The organism is Erythrobacter sp. SG61-1L (assembly GCF_001305965.1).
Taxonomy (GTDB): Bacteria; Pseudomonadota; Alphaproteobacteria; order Sphingomonadales; family Sphingomonadaceae; genus Andeanibacterium.
In genome coordinates this window covers 2489949-2509550 of sequence record NZ_JXQC01000003.1, presented here as the reverse complement: position 1 = coordinate 2509550, position 19602 = coordinate 2489949, and the positions used below count along the sequence as shown (strand labels likewise).

General features: G+C 64.0%; 20 protein-coding genes. 12 read left to right on the top strand and 8 right to left on the bottom strand.

Annotation, left to right across the window (positions count from 1 at the left end; all coding sequences use genetic code 11):
• Window positions 1-98: 98 nt before the first annotated feature.
• Window positions 99-971: an amidohydrolase family protein gene (locus SZ64_RS12255; RefSeq protein WP_054531080.1), complete on the top strand. Its 873-nt coding sequence runs from the start codon at window positions 99-101 to the stop codon at window positions 969-971.
• 112 nt (window positions 972-1083) lie between these two features.
• The gene (locus SZ64_RS12250; RefSeq protein WP_054531079.1) at window positions 1084-1659 is read left to right on the top strand and encodes an NAD(P)H-dependent oxidoreductase; all 576 of its coding nucleotides are present in this window, start codon (window positions 1084-1086) and stop codon (window positions 1657-1659) included.
• 1 nt (window position 1660) lies between these two features.
• On the opposite strand, the gene SZ64_RS12245 is transcribed toward SZ64_RS12250, so the two are convergent.
• On the bottom strand, window positions 1661-2932 hold the full coding sequence (locus tag SZ64_RS12245) for a Rieske 2Fe-2S domain-containing protein (protein ID WP_054531078.1): 1272 nt from the start codon (window positions 2930-2932) through the stop codon (window positions 1661-1663).
• A gap of 35 nt (window positions 2933-2967) precedes the next feature.
• Window positions 2968-4287, bottom strand: coding sequence for a PQQ-dependent sugar dehydrogenase (locus SZ64_RS12240; RefSeq protein WP_054531077.1), 1320 nt, complete (start codon window positions 4285-4287; stop codon window positions 2968-2970).
• Between the two features lie 438 nt (window positions 4288-4725).
• Here SZ64_RS12240 and SZ64_RS12235 point away from each other — a divergent pair, with 438 nt between their 5' ends.
• Both SZ64_RS12235 and SZ64_RS12230 read left to right on the top strand, forming a co-directional pair.
• Window positions 4726-5703, top strand: coding sequence for an SPFH domain-containing protein (locus SZ64_RS12235; protein ID WP_054531076.1), 978 nt, complete (start codon window positions 4726-4728; stop codon window positions 5701-5703).
• On the top strand, window positions 5703-6146 hold the full coding sequence (locus tag SZ64_RS12230; protein WP_054531075.1) for an NfeD family protein: 444 nt from the start codon (window positions 5703-5705) through the stop codon (window positions 6144-6146). The genes SZ64_RS12235 and SZ64_RS12230 overlap by 1 nt, the downstream gene beginning before the upstream one ends.
• Before the next feature lie 215 nt (window positions 6147-6361).
• Here the strand turns inward: SZ64_RS12230 and SZ64_RS12225 are convergent, their stop codons facing one another.
• Together SZ64_RS12225 and SZ64_RS12220 are read right to left on the bottom strand one after the other, a co-directional pair.
• Window positions 6362-7324 carry a complex I NDUFA9 subunit family protein gene (locus tag SZ64_RS12225; RefSeq protein WP_054531074.1) on the bottom strand — a complete coding sequence of 321 codons (963 nt, stop codon included), beginning with the start codon at window positions 7322-7324 and terminating at the stop codon, window positions 6362-6364.
• Window positions 7325-7422: 98 nt separating this feature from the next.
• Entirely contained in the window at window positions 7423-8550 is a 1128-nt protein-coding gene (locus SZ64_RS12220; RefSeq protein ID WP_054531073.1) for a hypothetical protein, read from the bottom strand.
• Between the two features lie 152 nt (window positions 8551-8702).
• Between SZ64_RS12220 and SZ64_RS12215 the strand changes: the two genes are divergently transcribed.
• The 3 genes from SZ64_RS12215 to SZ64_RS12205 all read left to right on the top strand — a co-directional run bounded on the left by SZ64_RS12215 (window position 8703) and on the right by SZ64_RS12205 (window position 11990).
• The gene (locus tag SZ64_RS12215; protein ID WP_054531072.1) at window positions 8703-9518 is read left to right on the top strand and encodes a nuclear transport factor 2 family protein; all 816 of its coding nucleotides are present in this window, start codon (window positions 8703-8705) and stop codon (window positions 9516-9518) included.
• A gap of 84 nt (window positions 9519-9602) precedes the next feature.
• Window positions 9603-11564 (top strand): ATP-dependent zinc metalloprotease FtsH, encoded by a 1962-nt coding sequence (gene ftsH, locus SZ64_RS12210; protein ID WP_054531071.1) that lies wholly within the window; start codon window positions 9603-9605, stop codon window positions 11562-11564.
• 159 nt (window positions 11565-11723) lie between these two features.
• Window positions 11724-11990, top strand: a complete 267-nt coding sequence (locus SZ64_RS12205) for a hypothetical protein (protein ID WP_054531070.1) — start codon at window positions 11724-11726, stop codon at window positions 11988-11990.
• Window positions 11991-12008: 18 nt separating this feature from the next.
• Here the strand turns inward: SZ64_RS12205 and SZ64_RS12200 are convergent, their stop codons facing one another.
• On the bottom strand, window positions 12009-12755 hold the full coding sequence (locus tag SZ64_RS12200) for a ParA family protein (protein ID WP_054531069.1): 747 nt from the start codon (window positions 12753-12755) through the stop codon (window positions 12009-12011).
• Window positions 12756-12947: 192 nt separating this feature from the next.
• Window positions 12948-13292 carry a DNA-directed RNA polymerase subunit omega gene (gene rpoZ, locus SZ64_RS12195; protein ID WP_054531068.1) on the bottom strand — a complete coding sequence of 115 codons (345 nt, stop codon included), beginning with the start codon at window positions 13290-13292 and terminating at the stop codon, window positions 12948-12950.
• A gap of 169 nt (window positions 13293-13461) precedes the next feature.
• Between rpoZ and SZ64_RS12190 the strand changes: the two genes are divergently transcribed.
• Window positions 13462-14655: a phospholipase D-like domain-containing protein gene (locus SZ64_RS12190; protein ID WP_054531067.1), complete on the top strand. Its 1194-nt coding sequence runs from the start codon at window positions 13462-13464 to the stop codon at window positions 14653-14655.
• 111 nt (window positions 14656-14766) lie between these two features.
• Here the strand turns inward: SZ64_RS12190 and SZ64_RS12185 are convergent, their stop codons facing one another.
• The gene (locus SZ64_RS12185; RefSeq protein WP_054531066.1) at window positions 14767-16287 is read right to left on the bottom strand and encodes a replicative DNA helicase; all 1521 of its coding nucleotides are present in this window, start codon (window positions 16285-16287) and stop codon (window positions 14767-14769) included.
• 161 nt (window positions 16288-16448) lie between these two features.
• Here SZ64_RS12185 and SZ64_RS12180 point away from each other — a divergent pair, with 161 nt between their 5' ends.
• From SZ64_RS12180 to SZ64_RS12165, 4 genes are read left to right on the top strand one after another with little or no spacing between them, the layout of a single operon-like run.
• Window positions 16449-16931, top strand: a complete 483-nt coding sequence (locus SZ64_RS12180; RefSeq protein ID WP_054531065.1) for a UPF0262 family protein — start codon at window positions 16449-16451, stop codon at window positions 16929-16931.
• Between the two features lie 18 nt (window positions 16932-16949).
• The gene (locus SZ64_RS12175) at window positions 16950-17648 is read left to right on the top strand and encodes a glycoside hydrolase family 25 protein (RefSeq protein WP_054531064.1); all 699 of its coding nucleotides are present in this window, start codon (window positions 16950-16952) and stop codon (window positions 17646-17648) included.
• A 10-nt stretch (window positions 17649-17658) separates the two neighbouring features.
• Window positions 17659-18075 carry a cytidine deaminase gene (locus tag SZ64_RS12170; protein WP_054531063.1) on the top strand — a complete coding sequence of 139 codons (417 nt, stop codon included), beginning with the start codon at window positions 17659-17661 and terminating at the stop codon, window positions 18073-18075.
• Window positions 18076-18107: 32 nt separating this feature from the next.
• Window positions 18108-18611, top strand: a complete 504-nt coding sequence (locus tag SZ64_RS12165; RefSeq protein ID WP_054531062.1) for an MgtC/SapB family protein — start codon at window positions 18108-18110, stop codon at window positions 18609-18611.
• Window positions 18612-18642: 31 nt separating this feature from the next.
• On the opposite strand, the gene SZ64_RS12160 is transcribed toward SZ64_RS12165, so the two are convergent.
• On the bottom strand, window positions 18643-19536 hold the full coding sequence (locus tag SZ64_RS12160) for a hypothetical protein (RefSeq protein WP_054531061.1): 894 nt from the start codon (window positions 19534-19536) through the stop codon (window positions 18643-18645).
• Window positions 19537-19602: the final 66 nt, after the last annotated feature.

The following is a 19602-nucleotide window of genomic DNA, read 5'->3' as shown; positions in this document are numbered from 1 at the left end:
GAGCCTGTCGAAGGAGCGCCTTTCCTCCTTGAGGCCGGGATACGGGTGAAGAACAAAACGGCCCTTCGACAAACTCGGGGCAGACGGAGTTATTGGTAATGAGCACCGATCGCATCACCAGCTGGCATGCCAACCCTTCGAAGCCGAAGTTCACTCCGCCCCCGGGCGCGGTGGATGCGCATTGCCATGTGTTCGGCCCGATGGCGCAGTTCCCCTTCAGCCCCAAGGCGAAGTACCTGCCCGAGGATGCCGGCCCGGACATGCTGTTCGCGCTGCGCGATCATCTGGGGTTCGACAAGAATGTGATCGTGCAAGCCAGCTGCCACGGCACGGACAATTCCGCCACGCTGGATGCCATCGCGAAGTCCAACGGCAAGGCGCGCGGCGTGGCCGTGGTCGATCCCGCGATCTCGGAAGAGGAGCTGGCGAAGCTGCATGAAGGCGGCATGCGCGGCATCCGCTTCAACTTCCTCAAGCGGTTGGTGGACGATGCGCCCAAGGACAAGTTCCTTGAAGTCAGCAAGCGCCTGCCCGCGGGCTGGCACGTGGTGATCTATTTCGAGGCCGATATTCTCGACGATCTGCGCCCCTTCATGGATGCGATCCCGGTGCCGCTGGTGATCGACCACATGGGCCGCCCCGACGTGACGCAGGGCCCCGATGGCGCCGACATGAAGGCCTTCCGCAACCTGCTGGACAGCCGGCCGGATATTCACTTCAAGCCCACCTGCCCCGATCGCCTCGATGGCACGGGCGATCCGTGGAACGCCTTCGCCGAAGCAGTCGCGCCGCTGGTGGCCGATTATTCGGATCGCTGCATCTGGGGCACGGACTGGCCGCACCCCAATATGCAGGACAAGATCCCCGATGACGGCCATCTGGTGGAAATGATCCCCCGCATCGCCCCGACTGAGGAACTGCAGCGCAAGCTGCTGGTCGATAATCCGATGCGGCTTTACTGGGCGGATTGATCCGCGCTGGTTCCGGGGCGGCTTGCCTGCCCCGGCAACGCACAATAGGCTGCGCCATCGCCGTCATGTGGCTGCAATTCCTTGCGGCTACCCCGGCGGCGGAGGCGCCCGCATGACCGACATCCTGATTATCGACGGCCATCCCGATCCCGATCCGGCGCGGCTGGGCCATGCCCTTGCCGATGCCTATGAAGAGGCCGCGCGCGGTGCGGGCCATTCGGTGGATCGGATCGACCTTGCCGGGCTGGATTTCCCCCTGTTGCGCAGCCGCCATGAATGGGCGGAAGAACCGCCGGTTCCCGCTATCGCTGCCGCGCAGCAGGCAATCACCAAAGCGCAGCATCTGGCGATCTTCTATCCGCTGTGGCTGGGCGAAATGCCCGCACTGCTGAAGGGTTTCTTCGAACAGGTCGCTCGGCCGAATTTCGCCATCGGGGAAGGCAAAATGCCGGTGCCCCTGCTCAAAGGCCGCTCGGCCCGCGTGGTTATCACCATGGGCATGCCGGCCGCGTTCTATCGCTTCTTCTATCGCGCCCACAGCCTGCGCAGCCTTGAGCGCAACATCCTGAAATTCTCCGGCATCAAGCCGGTGCGTTCCACCCTGATCGGCATGGTGGAAGGCGCCGCGCCGAAGCAGGCAGAACAATGGCTGGAACAGATGGGCGAGTTGGGGCGGGGGGCGCGCTGAGCTATTCGGCGGCTTCGGCCGTCATCGCCTGCCAGTCCACCTCGCGCCAGTCTTCCTCCCGCCCGAAGGCGAAGGAGACGGCGCGGATCGCGCCATAGTCGATCTCTTCGCCTACGAAGGACAGCTCGCCCGTTTCCCGATGGCGGTTCACCGCATCGAGCAGCAGGCGCCGCGCGCGGTAGATCACCCGGTCGCAGGTGCCGAGATATTCCTGCGTGCGGTCCACGATGGCGCCCATGGATTCCTGCACCGCGAAATCCTCATAGGCATTGCTGCGATTGACGATGCCGCTCCAGTGCCCGTCGCGCATGGCCTGCCGGTCCTGGTGCCAGAGGTTGGAGGCATCGCCCATATCGGCATTGAAATGGTCGGGATCGCCCGACCAGTCGCCCATGGCGCTCATCATCTGGCGAGCGAGCGGGGCCTGCGTATCATAGGAGATATACCACTGCGCGGTGGTGACATCGTCGATGGGGATCGAACAGCAGGTTACGCGCGGCCCGCTGGGTGCGGCGGGAATGAAGGAGAAGAAGGGCAGAGCCACTTCGCGCACCCGCGCATAGGACCGATGCTCCCCTTCCTCGCGGATCGCGCCTTCGCGGAAGCCATAGGGACGCTCGTCGAATTCGAATACGGGCGCGCCATCGTTCAGGATGTAGTCGCTCTCAGCCTTGAAGTAATTGCGGCCAATCACGCTGGCGAGGTTGGTGGCGTGAAGGAAGCCGACATGGGCGCTGTCCAGCAATGCCTCCAGACCTTGCAGCCAATTGGTGCGGATGATGCCGCGCATGGGCTGCACATGGCTGTCGGGCAGGCCGGTGAACTCGTAATCCGGGAAGCGCGGCGGCTTGGCCTTGGCCCCGAGATAGACCCACACCAGCCCGCCCGCCTCATGGGTGGGGTGGCTGCGCACGGGCACGCTTTCGGCGAATTTCTCGCGCTGGCCGCGCGGCTCGGTCGGCGCGTCCACGCACACGCCGTCCACGCTGAATTTCCAGCCATGGAAGATGCACCGCAGGCCGTTATCCTCGTTACGTGCAAGGGCCAGGCTGGCGCAGCGATGGGGGCAGGCTTCCTGCATGAAGCCCACGCGCCCATCGGTTGCGCGGAAGGCGACGAAGTTTTCGCCGAACAGGCGGATGCGCTCCGGCGCGCCATCGGCCTCAAGCTTTGCGGAACGGCAGGCGGGTACCCAATATTCGCGCAGCATGGCGCCCATCGGCGTGCCCGGCCCGATCCGGGTGAGGAGTTCGTTATCGGCTTGGTTCAGCATCGTTTCGTCCTCCTCTCCCGTATGTCCCGCCGGTCTTATTTGCCGGCGGTGATCTTCAGCATGACCCCGGCGTTTTCATCCGTGAGGACATAGAGGTTGCCGTCCGGTCCCTGCCGCACGTCGCGCAGGCGCTGCTTCAGATCTTCCAACAGGGCTTCCTGCTTGCCCGAGGGATCGCCCTTGGAATCAAATTCCAGCCGCAGCAGCGACTTGTTCATCATGGCGATGAACAGATTGCCGTCCCAGCCGGGGATCTTGCGGCCGTGATAGAAGGTCAGATTGCCGGGATTGGCCGAAGGCGGGCCCCAGACAGCCAGCGGATCGACGAAGCCGGGCTCGTCCTTGATGAACTTGGCGGGCGTATCGTCGTAATGATGGCCCTGCGTCACATCCATCCAGCCATAATTCTCGCCGCGCTTGATGCGGTTCAACTCGTCGCCGCCGCGCGGGCCGAATTCGGTGGACCAGATCTCGCCATATTCGGAATCGACCGTCAGCCCGGTGGGGTTGCGGTGGCCGATGGTCCAGATCTCGGGCTTCCAGTCCTTCTCGCCGACATAGGGATTGTCGTCAGGCACGGAGCCATCGTCGTTCAGGCGCAGGATCTTGCCGAAATGATTGTCGGTCTTCTGCACCATTTCGCCATAATTGCGGTCGCCGCTGGCGATGAACAGATAGCCTTCCGTGTCGAAGGCCATGCGGCCGCCATAGCTGCCGTAGACCGGGCCCTGGCCGCAGCACTTGGCCGGCACCGGCTCCTTGCCGTACCAGGCATCGGCCTCGAAGATTTCCTTCACGTCGCTCAGCTGGTGGCTGCCGTCCCACTTGGCGCGCAGCACGGCTAGGGTGGTGTTCTTCGGGTCTTTCGGATCGGCCTTGGAATAGCTGAGATAGATCAGCCGGTTCTTCGCGAAATCGGGGTGCAGCACCACGTCCATCAGCCCGGCGATGCCGACGTGATAGACTTCGGGCAGGCCCGCGATCGGAGTGGGGTCGAGCACGCCCGCCTTGCTGACGATGCGCAGGCGGCCGGGCCGTTCAGTCACCAGCATGTCGCCATTGGGCAGGAAGGCCATGCCCCAGGGGCGTTCCAGCCCCTTGGTGACGACCTCCACGTGGATCTTCGCCTTCTCGGTCTGGTAATCCCACGGGCCGTCGCCCAGCGGCACGGGCAGGAAGGGATTGGGTGCCTTGGGCGCATCGCCTTCGTCGCCACTGGGAGCGGCAGGCGCGGCCGGTGCGGCAGCAGGCTCTGCGGCAGGCGCCGGAGCGGTTGCAGTGTCGGTCTGTGCCGAAGCGATCGCACCCGTGCAGACGAGCGCGGCACCCATTGCCAAGCCAATGACGCGTTTCATGAAAACTCCCTCATCCCCGTTTCCGCCGGGAGCGGTTGCGGCCGCTCTTCCAGCCCCTGTTGCAATGCGGCTCGCGCGTTCGCGGCGCCTTGTGCAATCACATTAGGCCTTTGAAGCGGCGTGCACAATCGCCGCTTTCCTACTTGCGACAAATCTGGTTCGGCCTTGGGGATGGCAGGAAATGCCTGCCTGAATGTTCTTCGTTCGGCTTCATGCCACGGCGCGAAAGGTAACAAATCTTGTCACTGGAGACGGGCAGGAAACCATGGAAAACCGGCGCTTCCACGCGGGGCACGGCCTTGCATTTCACGGGCGGGATTGCGTCACCTTTCGGCATTGGGCGTGAAGCGGTTGGGGCGGGGCCGTCCTGTCCGGTTTTGCTTGCCCGGGGGCAGGGCTGCGGTAACATCGTGCCGTCTGCAAAGGGGAGAACGGACAATGAGCGGCTTTCTGATCGCCATCCTGGTGGTGGTGTTCATGTTCCTGATGATGGGCGTGCGCGTGGTGCGCCAGGGCTATGTCTACACCATCGAAAGGCTGGGCAAGTTCACTCTGGCGGCAGAGCCGGGCCTGCACCTGATCATCCCCTTCATCGACCGTGTCGGGCAGAAGGTGAACATGATGGAACAGGTGCTCGACATTCCGGGGCAGGAAATCATCACTCGCGACAACGCCATGGTTGGCGTGGATGCCGTGGTGTTCTTTCAAGTGCTGGATGCGGGCAAGGCCGCTTACGAGGTGCACAACCTCTATCTCTCGATCATGGCGCTGACGACCACGAACCTGCGCACCGTGATGGGCTCGATGGACCTCGACGAGACGCTTTCCAAGCGTGACGAGATCAATGCCAAGCTGCTGTCCGTGGTGGATCACGCCACGGCGCCGTGGGGCGTGAAGATCACCCGCGTGGAGATCAAGGACATCCGCCCGCCGCGCGACATTTCCGACGCGATGACCCGCCAGATGAAGGCCGAGCGCGAGAAGCGCGCGGAGATTCTGGAAGCGGAAGGCAAGCGCGCCTCGGACATTCTGCGCGCGGAAGGCCTCAAGCAGTCGCAGATCCTCGCCGCCGAAGGGCGCCGCGAATCCGCCTTCCGCGATGCCGAAGCGCGTGAACGCGAGGCCGAGGCGGAAGCGCGCGCCACGCAGATGGTGTCCGATGCCATTGCCTCCTCCGGTAGCAAGGCAATCAATTACTTCATCGCCCAGAAATACACAGATGCGGTGGGCAAGTTCGCCACCTCGCCCAATGCCAAGACGATCCTGTTCCCGGTTGAGGCGACGCAGCTGATCGGATCGCTCGGCGGGATCGGTGAGCTGGTGAAGGATGCAGTGGGCGGCGGCAGCGCGCCCCCGGCTCCCACGCCGCCGCCTGCCCCGCGCCGCAGCGTGCCGCCGGCAGGGGGTGGGCAGTGATGCAGGAACTCTCCAGCCTCGATTCGCACTGGGCATGGCTGGCCATCGGGCTGTTTCTGGCGGCGGCCGAAATGGCCGTGCCGGGCGTGTTCCTGATCTGGCTGGCAGGCGCAGCGATCATCACCGGCATCCTTGCCTGGCTCGTCCCGCTGGGCCTGCCGCTGGAGATCGTGATCTTCGGAGTGCTGGCCATCGTCGCGGTCTTCTTAGGCCGCCGCTATCTGCGCGATAATCCGGTGGCCGAGGCCGACCCCAAGATGAACCGCCGCGGCGCGCGTCTGGTGGGCGAAGTGGCCATTGTCAGCCAGCCGATCGAGGCCGGTTCGGGCAAGGTCCATTACGGCGACAGCGAATGGCTGGCCAAGGGCGCCGACGCCCCGGCGGGCGCTCGCGTGCGGATCACGGGCAGCGATGGCGCAGTGCTGTTGGTGGAGCCGATTTAGGCGAAGTGAGAGCCTCCTCTCAAACCCGTTTGTCCTGAGCCTGTCGAAGGACGCGCGCAAGCATCAGACCAAGGCTCACGCCAAGCCGTTTATGTGATGCGAATTCTCCGGGGTCGAAGTCCCCTGGGATTAACGTCGTCCGCGTCCTTCGACAGGCTCAGGACGAACGGGCGGGGTGCTTGTTGGGGCTAGGAAATGGGCGCCGCGCCCTCCGCTCAACCCTCGTGGTGCTTCACCGCGCTGATCTTCGTGCCGAAACGGCCGTGCTTGCGGAAGCGGACCATCCATTTGTTCAGGAACAGCTCCAGCGGCTTGGGTGAGACGCCCAGCGCCTTGAGGCCGGGCAGCTTGCCCGACGGAACGCTGCCTGCCTTGAGCATGATCCACTGATCGCGGTTCATCGGAGTGCCGGGCAGGGCGGCGAACAGGGCGGACATGGCATCGGGCATGTCGAGCAGCAGCGGATTGCGTTCCTGGCCCTTGGCGATCAGGCGGTGAAGCTGGCCCATGGTGAGCACTTCCGGTCCCGCGATTTCGTAGGTCTTGCCGCCATGCTTCTTCGGATCGCCCAGCGCATTGCCGATGGCTTCCGCCGCATCGTCCACCCACAGGGGCTGCAGCTTTGCTTCGGGGCCGAACACCGGGAGGACCGGGAGGGCTGAGACGAGGCCGGCGAACAGGTTCACGAACTTGTCGTCTTCGGCAAACAGCACGCCGGGGCGGATGATCGTTGCCTTGGGGAAGGCGGCCAGCACGGCTTCCTCACCGGCAGCCTTGGTGCGGGCATAGGCCGATTCCGAAGCGGCATCGGCGCCGATGGCGGAAACCAGCACGAAGCTGTCCAGTCCGGCCTGCGCCGCAGCTTCCGCCGCTACGCCAGCACCACGGGCCTGAATGGCGTCGAGATTGCCGCTGAAGGAACCGACCAGATAGATCGCCGCATCGGCGCCGGTCAGCACGGCGCGCACAGTGTCGGGCTTCGTCACGTCGCAGGCCACGAACTGGGTCTGGCCCAGATTGCCCAGCGGCTTCAGCTTGAAGGCGCGTTCCGGGTGGCGGCTGGCAATGCGCAGGCGGGCGCCGCGCGCCAGCAGGTTCTGCGCCAGATGGGTGCCAACGAAGCCGCTGCCGCCCAGCAGCACCACCAGTTTTCCGTTCAGCGGGTCGCTCTTCGCCATGCCAGTACCGTTTGCCTTTGCCTGCGAGTCCAGTCTCGCGCCCGGCCATGCAACAAGCGCCGTTCAGTCGCAAGCATACGATTGGCAGGAAATGCCTGTCATGCGTGGGCGGCGTGGATAATATCTGTGTCCCATTCCAGCGCGCCGAGATCGGATCGGGCGAAGTGGCGGATGGCGCCATGGTCGCCCGCTTCGATCTTGCGCACGAAATCCGGGTCGCCGATCAGCGCGCGGCCCACGGCAACCAGATCGAATTCACCGGCGGCGATGCGGGCTTCCAGATCGTCGATCGCTTCTGCCACGCGGGGGCGGGCATCCTTGCCTTCGATGAAAGTGGTCATCACATCCGTATCCAGCCCCACGCTGCCCACGGTGATGACGGGCAGGCCGCTGCTCGCCTTGGTCCAGCCCGCCAGATTGCGCGCATCGCCCGGCCATTCCGGCTCCCAGAAACGGCGGGTGGAAGCATGTAATACGTCCACCCCGGCGGCCTTCATCATGCCGGTGAAGATTTCCAGTTCTTCCGGCGTGGCGGCGATGCGGGCGGAATAATCCACTTCCTTCCATTGCGAGAAGCGCAGCGAGATCACGAAATCCGGCCCGCAGGCGGCGCGGATGGCGGCCACGATCTCTGCCGGAAGGCGCGCGCGGTTGCGGATGTCCTCCCCGCCATAGCCATCTTCGCGCCGGTTGATCCCGGCCCACAGGAACTGGTCCAACAGATAGCCATGGGCGGCATGCACTTCCACGCCCGCCGCGCCGGCTTCCTGCGCCACGAGGGCGGAGCGGGCATAGGCTTCCACCAGTTCGCCAAGTTCTTCCGCCGTCGCGGGGCGGCCATTGGGGCGGCCGGGCTGGACCATGCCGGAAGGACTGATGGAAAGCCCGTCGTCCTTTCTCACCGCGCCTTCGTGCCACAGCTGGATCAGCATGTGGCCGCCTGCCTTGCCCACCTCATCCACGCAATGCGCCCATGCATCGCGCGTGGCCGCCGTGATATGGGCGGAGGATGGCTGGCGGGTGGCAGTGGGGTGATCCACTGCCGCGCTTTCACCCACGATCAGCTTCACGCCCCCTTCCGCCCGGCGGCGGTAATAGGCGGCCAGCGCCGCACTGGGCCTGCCATCCTCACACATGCCGCGCTGCATGGCGGGCATGACGAAGCGATTGGGCAGGTCCAGCCCCTTGAGGCGGAAGGGCGTGAACAGCGGCGAAAGGTCGGCCATGCGGCGGGTGTCTCCCAATATGTTTTGGCGATCCTAGCGCGAAAGCATCGCTTGGCCAGCGGGATGGTCGGCAGGGCTTTCCAACGCCGCGCAGCAGGGCGATAGTGCCGCCCAATGCGGCCGCGACAGAGCCGTTCGGGGGAGACAGGCGGATGCTCGATTACGCAACCTATGTGGAATTGTTCAACACTGGCGATGACGAGGAAGTGATCCGGCGCTTCTATGCCGAGGATTGCGTGATGCTGAGCGCCAGCGGCGCCCGCCACGGCAAGCAGGGGCTGCGCGAATTCCTCGCCTGGGCGCATGACGGGGTGCGCGAGATTATCCGCCCGCAGGCGGTCCTTTCCGACGACCGGCTGCTGTTTGCCGAAGTGGACATGGATTTCCACGCCACGAAGCACCGGCCCGATTTCCCCTTCGGTGCGATGCATCCGGGCGATCTGCTAACGGTGAAGTTTCTCGCCAGCTATCGCTTCAACGATCAGGGCCGGATCGTGGAACTGAAAACCATGGTCTGGCCGCCCGAGCAGGGCGTGAGCAAGCTGCCCCGCCTTGGCCCCCATGCCAGCCAGCTTGCGGCCTTCCGGGCATATGGTGCGGCATTTTCGAATGCCGATTTCGAACGATGGCCGACTTTCTACACCGACGATGTGGTGTTCACGCTCCACTCTTTCGGGACTTTCGAGGGCAAACAGGCGATTATCGACTTCTACCGCCCGGTCTTTGCCGACATTCGCGAGGAAGTGACCTTCGAAAGTATCGAGGCGAGCGACCATCATATTCGCGCCACAGCCACCAGCCGCTTCACAGCCCTGCGCGATGCGCCTCACTGCCCGCTGGGGCCGATGCGCAAGGGCGATGTGCTTCTTGCCCCGGTGATTGCGGATTACACGCTGCGTGACGGGCTGATCTGCCGGATCGAAGTAACCCGCAATGGGGAACGCAGCTTCATTCCCGCCACGGCATAAGGCCTTAGGCGGAATTGCGCGCGTTAGCTTGCCATTCACGCCGCCCGACCTACATTATCGGGAGTTGAAAGGCAGGACAGACCAATGAGTGACGGACCCGATCCCAACCGCGACCCCGATCGCGAACCGGGTGGCAATCCCTGGATCAAGAATCTCGCCGTATGGGGCGGGATCTTCGTGGCTTTGCTGCTGGTCGTCTCCATGCTCGGTTCCGGCGCGGCCCAGCAGGGCACTTCGATGCCCTATTCCGAATTCCGCTCCAAGGTGGCGGAAGGCAGTGTGGAGCAGGTGCAGATCGCGGCCGACCGTATCAACGGTGTGCTGAAGAACAAGGAACCCTTCACCACCATTCCGGTGGCGAACGATACCGAACTGCCCAAGCTGCTGGAGGAAAACGGCGTCCGCTATGAAGGCAAGGCCCCGGCCGAGCCGAACCTGCTGATGGTCGTGCTGGTCAATGCCCTGCCGTTCCTGCTGATTCTGGGCGTCGCTTATTTCGCGCTGCGTCAGGTGCAGAAGGGCGGTGGTTCGGGCGCGATGGGCTTCGGCAAGTCGAAGGCCAAGCTGCTGACCGAACGCCATGGCCGCGTGACGTTCGACGATGTCGCCGGCATCGATGAAGCGCGCGAGGAACTGCAGGAAATCGTCGAGTTCCTGAAAGACCCTCAGCGCTTTTCCAAGCTGGGCGGCCAGATTCCCAAGGGCGCGCTGCTGGTCGGTTCGCCCGGTACCGGCAAGACCCTGCTGGCCCGCGCCATCGCGGGTGAGGCGGGCGTGCCATTCTTCACCATTTCGGGTTCCGACTTCGTCGAAATGTTCGTGGGCGTCGGCGCCAGCCGCGTGCGCGACATGTTCGAACAGGCCAAGAAGAACGCGCCCTGCATCGTTTTCATCGACGAAATCGACGCCGTGGGCCGCCATCGCGGCCATGGCCTCGGCAATTCGAATGACGAGCGCGAGCAGACGCTGAACCAGCTCCTGGTCGAAATGGACGGCTTCGAGGCGAACGAAGGCATCATCATCATCGCCGCCACCAACCGGCCTGACGTGCTGGACCCGGCGCTGCTGCGCCCGGGTCGTTTCGACCGCCAGGTCGTGGTGCCGATCCCCGATATCGAAGGCCGCGAGAAGATCCTTTCGGTTCACATGAAGAAGGTGCCGCTGGCGCCTGACGTGAACCCGCGCACCATCGCGCGCGGCACGCCCGGCTTTTCCGGTGCGGATCTTGCCAACCTCGTGAACGAGGCTGCCCTGCTGGCCGCGCGGCGCAACAAGCGCCTTGTCGCCATGCAGGAATTCGAGGACGCGAAGGACAAGGTCATGATGGGTGCGGAACGCCGCTCCATGGTGATGACCGAGGACGAGAAGAAGATGACCGCCTATCACGAGGCCGGCCACGCAATCGTTTCCGTCCACGAACCGGCTTCGGACCCGATCCACAAGGCCACCATCATCCCGCGCGGCCGCGCGCTGGGCATGGTGATGCGCCTGCCCGAACGCGACAGCTATTCCTATCACCGCGACAAGATGCATGCGAACCTGTCAGTCAGCATGGGCGGGCGCGTGGCGGAAGAACTGATCTTCGGGCATGACAAGGTCAGTTCCGGCGCCAGCTCCGACATTCAGTATGCCACCAGCCTTGCCCGCAACATGGTCACCAAATGGGGCATGTCTGACAAGCTTGGCCCGCTGCAATATGAAGAACAGCAGGAAGGCTATCTGGGCATGGGCGGATCGCACCGCACCATGATGTCGGACGAAACGAACAAGCTGATCGACGCTGAAATTCGTGGATTGGTGGACGGCGCCCATAAGCGCGCGACCGATCTGCTGAACGAACATCGCGAACAGCTCGAACTGCTGGCGCAGGCTCTGCTGGAATATGAAACGCTGAGCGGCGAGGAAATCAAGCAGCTGCTGGAAGAAGGCAAGATCGACCGGCCCGAACATCCTTCCGGCCCGTCCATCGTCCGCCCGGTGCATGGTTCGGCCATTCCCAAGGCTGGCAAGCGCTTTTCCGGTGGCGCGGCTCCGCAGGGGGCCTGATAACGGCAGACGGCGCGCAGTGCCCCTTGCGGGGTGGGGCGAGCCTCAGGAACGGCGGATGGGGAAACCCCGTCCGCCGTTCGGCCGTTTCAAAGGTGGTGCGCCGCTGCGCGTGCCTTCACGACAATCCCAGATCACAGACAACAAAGGGAGATTGCGATGAAGAAGCTGATGGCGAAGAAGCTGTTTCTGGCCGCCCCGATCCTCGGCCTTGCCTTGGCTGCCTGCTCGCAGGAAACCGAAGACAATGCCGATGCCGCGATGGAACAGGCCGGCGATACCGCCGAAGCCATGGGCGATACGGTCAGCTCGGCTGCGGACGATGCATCGCAGGGTGTTGAAGATGCCATCGGCGCGGCGGAAGATGCGGCCAATGATACTGCCGCTGATGTGAAGGGCGCGGCCAGCGAAGCCGCGGCCGAATAAGATTGAGGGTGTGGCCTCTCAGGCCACGCCAAGCTCTTCCAGCTTCGCCTCGATCGCCTGCCACAGCCCGGCAAAAGCTGCGGCGCCGGGTGAATTCGGGGCGAAGCTGCCGAGCGGGGCCTGCCGCTCCGCCACCTGCTCTATCGCGCTGCTCATCGGGATCACCGGCCAGTCCGGCATTCCGGCCTTCAACTGCTTGTGCAGGCCCCGGCGTGCATCGAACATCGACAGCACCGGCAGGATCGGCGGATGGCGTTTGTGATTGGCGGCCAGTTCCTTGCGGATGGATGCCAGCGCCCGTTGTGACAGCGGCGAAGGCGGCAGGGGCACGATCACCACATCCGCCGCGCGGATCACTTGCGCGGAAATCTCGTTCAGCACCGGTGGGCAATCCAGAATGATGCGCTGATACTGGCCGGACAGGTCTTCGGCCAGTTTGGCCAGCCGCTTCTTCTTGCCCAGCGCCAGCAGATTGTGTTCCAGCTCGCGCAGGCTGTCATCTGCAGGCAGCAGGTCCAGCCCCCAATATCCGCTGGGCAGGATCATGTCCTGCGGTTCTTCCTTGCCCCGGAAGATGCCGGCGGCACCGCTTTTCTTCTTCGCCTTGGGTTCCACGCCGAACAGGAAGGCGGCGCCGCTGGACGGGTCCAGATCCCACAGCAGGGTGCGCTTTTCACCCTGCACGGCGGAACACCAGGCCAGATTGGCGGCAATGGTGGTTTTGCCCACGCCGCCCTTCACGCTGTACACCGCAATCACGGCCATGCCGGTTATCCCCCAAGTCAGTGCGGTGCGAACCGCTGGAGGGCACTTTGTTACAGTTCGATGACGGTATTCAAGTCCGGGAGGCCCCCGGTCATTCCCCGGTCATGGGGAGGGACATCGCGGGCGGGCAAAGCAAAAGGGCCGCACCTTGCGGCGCGGCCCCTTGATCGTGACAATCTTCTGCGAGGAAGATCAGCCGTCGTAATCGGCGCCGATCGAAGTCGAGCGGGTCGGAGCCGCGGCAGTGATGCGCAGCGCTTCGGCCGACTGGCTCAGCGAACCGATTTCATCCGCTTCATCCTCATCGTCAGGCAGCACGCGCTGCAGCGACTGGGTGAGCGATTCTTTCAGATCGCGCGGGCGCACGGTTTCGTCGGCGATTTCGCGCAGGGCGACCACCGGGTTCTTGTCACGATCGCGATCAACGGTCAGTTCTGCGCCGCCGGAAATCTCGCGCGCACGCTGTGCGGCAAGCAGGACGAGATCGAAACGGTTCGGAACCTTGTCGACGCAATCTTCGACGGTAACGCGCGCCATGGGCACTCCAGTGAAAATGAATCTGCCGGGAAAGCACGCCAATTAGGTTTGGGGGGCGCGAAAGTCAAGGAAATGCCGCCGCACGGCCCCAAGGGGCGGGCGTATGGCAAGTGCGCGGCGGGATCGCGGGGTTGCCCGCGCGGAGCCGCTATGCTCTTTGCTTGCAGTCATGGAGAGCGAGCGTACCGAACCGGCAGGCCCGGCCCCCTATCGCGATCCCGATCCCTTCACGATTCGCGCGCAGGACCAGCAGCTGACTTTCTTTCCCCGCGGGGAGGATCGGCTCGCCGCCCTGCTGGACCTGATCCGCGCCGCGCAGCACAGCCTGCAGCTCTATTACTACATCTTCGCCACAGATCGCTGCGCCGTCACCGTGCGCGATGCGCTGGCGGCGGCGGCAGGGCGCGGCGTGGCGGTGACGCTGATCGTGGACGATTTCGGATCGACCGCCGATGCCCGCTTCTTCGAACCGCTGACCGGGGCTGGCGGCGTGGTGCAGCGTTTCAGTTCGCACTGGAACGTGCGCTATCTCATCCGCAACCACCAGAAGATGGCAATCCGGGATGGCGAGGCCGCGATGATCGGCGGGTTCAACATCGAACAGGCCTATTTCGATCCGCCCGAGAAGAACGGCTGGAACGATCTGGGCGTGCTGGTGGAAGGCGATGCGGTGAAGCGCCTGTGCGATTGGTTCGCCATCCTTGCCCGCTGGACAGACGAGCGGCCAGTACGCCTGCTGGAAACGCGGCGAGAAGTGCGGCGCTGGAATTCCGGCACCACATCGGTGCGCTGGCTGCTGGGCGGCCCTTCACAGACGATGAGTCCCTGGGCGCGCTGCATCGTCACCGATATTTCCATGGCCAGCAGGCTGGACGTGATGGTCGCCTATTTCTCGCCGCGCCGGGCGATGGTGCAGCGGATCGGCCATGTTGCCGAACGGGGCGAGGCGCGGCTGATGCTGGCGGCCAAATCCGACAATGCGGCCACGATCGGCGCGGCGCGAGCCAATTACGGCCGCATGCTGCGCCGGGGTGTGCAGATCCACGAATTCGAGCCGTGCAAGCTGCACGCCAAGATCTTCGTGGTGGACGATGTGACCTATATCGGCTCGGCCAATTTCGACATGCGCAGCCTCTATCTCAACCTGGAGATCATGCTGCGGATCGAGGACAAGGCGCTGGCCGAGCGGATGCGGCAGTTCATCACGCAGCACCTGCCCTATTCCACCGAAGTCACGCCCGAACTGCACCACCGGCGCCGCACGTGGTGGACCCGCATCCGCTGGAGCCTCAGCTGGTTCCTGGTGACGGTGGTGGATTACACCGTCACGCGCAGGCTGAACCTGGGGCTTAAGGCCGGTTGATCGTCATTGTGAGCAGCAAAGCAGCGCGGCAATCCACGGCCCAGCGCGCAGGCGCCATGGATTGCTTCGCCCCTGCGGTCCTCGCAATGACGATCTCTGTCCTTGAGTGCCCTACTCGTAATCGTCGTAGCCGCGGCTGCTTTCGGCAAGGTCGGAGAACTTGGTGATCTCGCTCTGGAACTGGAGCGGGATATTGCCGGTGGAACCGTGGCGCTGCTTGGCCACGATCAGCGTGGCGCGGTTCACCAGATCGCTGTGGCGCTGCTCCCACTCGCTGTATTTCGCCTCGGCTTCGGCATTGGCGAAGCCGTTCGGCCCCGGCCCGTCGGGCTTAAGGGCATTGTGGTAATATTCGGCGCGGTAGATGAACCACACCATGTCGGCGTCCTGTTCGATCGAGCCGGATTCGCGAAGGTCGGACAACTGGGGCCGCTTGTCCTCGCGCTGTTCCACCGCACGGCTGAGCTGGGAAAGCGCGATCACCGGCACGCTCAGTTCCTTGGCCAGTGTCTTCAGGCCGCGGCTGATTTCTGAGATTTCGTTCACGCGGTTGTCGTTGCCCCGGCCGGTGCCCTGCAGCAGCTGGAGATAGTCGACCACAATCAGCCCGATGTCATGCCGCCGCTTCAGCCGCCGCGCGCGGGCGCGCAGGGCGGCGATGGAAAGGGCGGGCGTGTCGTCGATATAGAGCGGCAGTTCGGCAAGGCGCTGGGCCGCGAAAGACAGTTTCTGGAACTGGTCGCGGCTGATGCGGCCCATGCGCAGCGCCTCGCTGGAAACCTCCGCCTGTTCGGCAAGGATACGCGTGGCCAGCTGGTCCGCGCTCATTTCCAGGCTGAAGAACACCACGCCCGCACCCACGGAGCGTTCGATGCCCATCTCGCGGTCGTTCAGCAGGCGCTCGGCGCAGTTGAAGGCGATATTGGTGGCCAGCGAGGTCTTGCCCATGCCCGGACGGCCGGCAAGGATGATAAGGTCGGAATCGTGGAGGCCGCCGATCTTCTCGTTCACGCTGGTAAGGCCGGTGGTCTTGCCCGAGATATGGCCGCCCGAATTGATCGCGGCCTCGATCTGGCTCAGCGCCGTATGGGTGGCGGTGCGGAAGCTGGAGGCTTCATTGGCGGTCGCGGCGCCTTCCGCCACCTTGTAGAGCGCGGCTTCGGCATATTCGATCTGCTTGAGCGGTTCGACGCTTTCGGACGTATCCAGCGCCTCTTCCACCAGATTGCGGCCGACATTCACCAGTTCGCGCAGCAAGGCGAGATCATAGATCTGCGAGGCGAGTTCGCGCGGGGCGAGCAGGCCTTGCCCGTCCGCCGTCAGCCGCGCGAGATAGGCAATGCCGCCCAGTTCCTTCAGCGCTTCGTCCGCTTCGAAATAGGGGCGCAGGGTCACGGGAGTGACCACAGCATTGCGATCCAGCAGGGTCAGCACCCGTTCGTAGATGCGCTGGTGCACCGGCTCGAAGAAATGGTCCGGCCGCAGGGGCGTGGACAGTTCCTCGATCACGCGATTGTCGATCAGCACGGCGCCGATAAAGGCGGCCTCCGCCTCGATATTGGCGGGCAGGCTGCGCGGGCGCGCTTCGGGGGATGCTTCGGGGGAGCGGATCAGGAGGTCTTCGTCGGACATCGGCCCCTCATGCGCCGGACTTGCCGCGCGGCGCAAGCTGCCAGCCGGGCCTTGGTGCTGTGGATATCGGGGATGGAGTAAATTCCGGTCGGCCAGCAAATTTCCTGCCACCTGCAAATTTCTTGCCGCCTTCCCTGCCGGGTGCGAAAGGAACGGCAGCCATGGACGACCACCGCATCAGCCATATCGAGCTAGACGAGGCGACGATCCTGTGGCGCAACGCAGATATCGAGCAGGAACGCCGCGTCGCGATCTTCGACCTGATCGAGGAAAACCGCTTCAAGCCGGTGCGTGCCGCCGCTTCCGGCCTGTCCGGCCCCTGGCGCCTGCGGCTGGCGGTGCAGGATGGCCGGCTGGCGATGGATATTGCCGACGAGGCGGGCAATCCGGTGGAAACCCTGCTGCTCGGCCTCGCCCGGTTCCGCCGCCCGATCCGCGAATATTTCGCCATCTGCGATTCCTATTATCAGGCGATCCGCAAGGCTTCCGCGCAGGAAATCGAAACGATCGACATGGCCCGGCGCGGAATCCACGATCAGGCCGCGCGGCTTTTGCTTGAAAGGCTGGACGGCAAGGTGGAAACGGACTTCGCCACGGCCCGGCGGCTCTTTACCCTGATCTGCGTGCTGCATATCAAGGGCTGAGCGAAAGGCGATTCCCCGATGGGCAGAAAGAAGCGATTTCCCACGCGCTGGCGCGTGATGGCTGCGCTGTTGCTGGCTGCGCTGATCGGCGGTGCGTGGCAGTGGTGGCAGTTCATCCACTGGACCCCCCTGCGCGAGGCCTATCCGGTGCAGGGCATTCTGGTGAGCGCGGGCGACGGGCGGACCAGCTTTGTCGCCTTCAAGGCCATCGGGGCGGATTTCGCCTATCTCGAAGCGTCGAACGGCGCGGTGAAGCGCGATGCCGCCTTTGCCCGCAACCTTGAGGCCGTGCGCGCCGCCGGGATGCAGTTTGGCGCGGTGCATCATTACGATCCCTGCGTTCCGGCAGACCGGCAGGCGGCCAATTTCGTCACTGTCGTGCCGCGTGACGACAGCCTGCTGCCCCCGGCCATCGAACTGGACGAGACGGCGGACGATTGCGCCAAGCCAGTGAGCGATCAGGCCGTGGAAAGCGAGCTGATGACTTTCCTCAATCAGGTGGAAGGCCATGCGGGCAAGCCGGCGCTGCTCAAGATATCCAGCGCCTTCGAGAAGCGCTATCGCCTTGCCACCGCGCTCGATCGCAACCTGTGGCTGACGCGCGACCGGTTCGAACCGGACTATGCCGGGCGCCCGTGGACTTTGTGGACGGCCAATTCCGCGCTACGCTCCGAAGCAAGCCCGGTTCCGGTGCGCTGGGTAGTGGTACAGCCTTGAGGATATTTCGATGAGCGACGATTCTGACCGTGACGAACTGGTGATTGCGGCCAGGCGTGCTCAGGAAAATGCCTATGCGCCCTATTCGAAGTTCCGCGTGGGCGCCGCGCTGCGCTTTGCCGACGGTACGATCGTGACCGGGGCCAATGTGGAAAATGCCAGCTATGGCCTGTCGCTCTGCGCCGAAGCGGCGGCGGTGGCCCGGGCCATGAACGAAGGGCATCGCGGCGGGCTGGAAGCCGTGGCCGTGATCGGATCGGGCAAGAAACCGGTGACGCCTTGCGGCCGCTGCCGCCAGATGTTGTTCGAACTGGCCGATCTGGGCGCGACCGATCCTGCGGTGTGGTGCGCCAGTTCGGAAGATGTGGAGCAGGTGCTCCTTTCCGCATTGCTGCCCCGCGCCTTCGGACCGGGCAGTCTGGACTAGGGCAGAACCGGGACGGGGAGGGAGAGACATTCATGCTGCTCAACCCATCCGCCCCGCTCGGTGCCATTGATGCGGAAATCCTGCTGCGGCTTGGCGCGGCGGCCCTGATCGGCCTGCTGCTGGGGTTCGACCGTGAAGTCCGTGGCCACGCGGCGGGCCTGCGTACCCATGGTCTGGTCTGTTTTTCCGCAGCGGCGATGACGATCTCCGTCATCGCGCTTTACCTCCAACTCGGCGCACCCAATACCGGCAGCCGGATGGACCCCTTGCGTATCTTCGAGGCGGCGGGTTCCTTCGTGGGGATCATCGGGGCCGGGCTGATCGTGTTCAGCAAGGGCCGCCTGCGCAATCTGACCACTGCTGCCAATCTCTGGCTTGCCGCCGTGGTGGGCATTGCTTGCGGGGCGGGCCAGTGGCCACTGGTGGCAGTGGGCACGGCCATCAGCCTGGTGATGATAACCGCGCTGCGCCTGCTGGAAGACCGGATGGAGCGCAAACGCCGGAATGGGGCTCGCCAGCCATCCGACGATCGCTAGGCATGACTTGCTTCATGCCACCCGTCCGGCGTCAGTAATAGATGTAGACGTATGTGATCGTAATGCTCACCGGCTTGAACAATTGTGTCTTGAAGCGACGATAGACATTGATCTCAGCCTCTCCCTCAGCCGCATCGACCCGGGTGATGCCGACCGATGCCCCCAATATATCGTTGAAATAGGCGGGGTACGGAACCTTGCGAGGGTTGCTCTCAAACTGCGGATAGGTCTGTTCCCTTTTCCCGTCAGTGACGGTCACGATATAATCGAACGGGTATGCGGCACCGTTCTTGGTCATGAACAGTTTGAAGCGGATCTTGTCGCCGTCTTTCCCCGGCTTGATCTTGTCGACGCGTAATTCGAGCACGCCCGCGTCATCGTCCTTTTGGAACATGCGCAATGTGTAGGGCGTGGGCGGAATCTCGACGCTCGCCAGATCCTCTTTGTCTTTTGCTCCGGCGAGGAAGACGTGATCCAGCTTCTTGTCGTCATCGGTATCGACGAAGCAGAAGCGAACTACAGCCTCATATTTCGAAAACCAGTCACCCAGCATCGCTGCCATGAACTTCGAGCGGGTGCGTTGATCCTCGCCGCAATAGATCCGGCCGTCTGCCCCCGTCAGCCGGGTAGTCTTCTCGGGCACCAGCACGGGATCGAGCCGGGTGCCGGCATCAATATCCTGGGAGAATTTCGCGATTGAGACCGAAACGGGCACATCGAGCGTCACGACTTCGGTATCGTAGACCTTGGCGCGCAGAACGACGTCACCCTCGCGCACTATTGTCGGCGTATTGAGGGCGATGCCCGAATCCGCCGGTATGATCGTTTCCGGCAACTGCGTGACCGAGGCCCGCGCCGCCGTCAGCAGCATGAGCAGCGGCAAGGCCGCGACGATCCGCGCCTTGCGTGACGAGAAGATGTTCATGAACGCCCCACTTTACCCCTGCGACACGGATGCCGCATGAAAACGACCGGGGCAATCACAATGCCC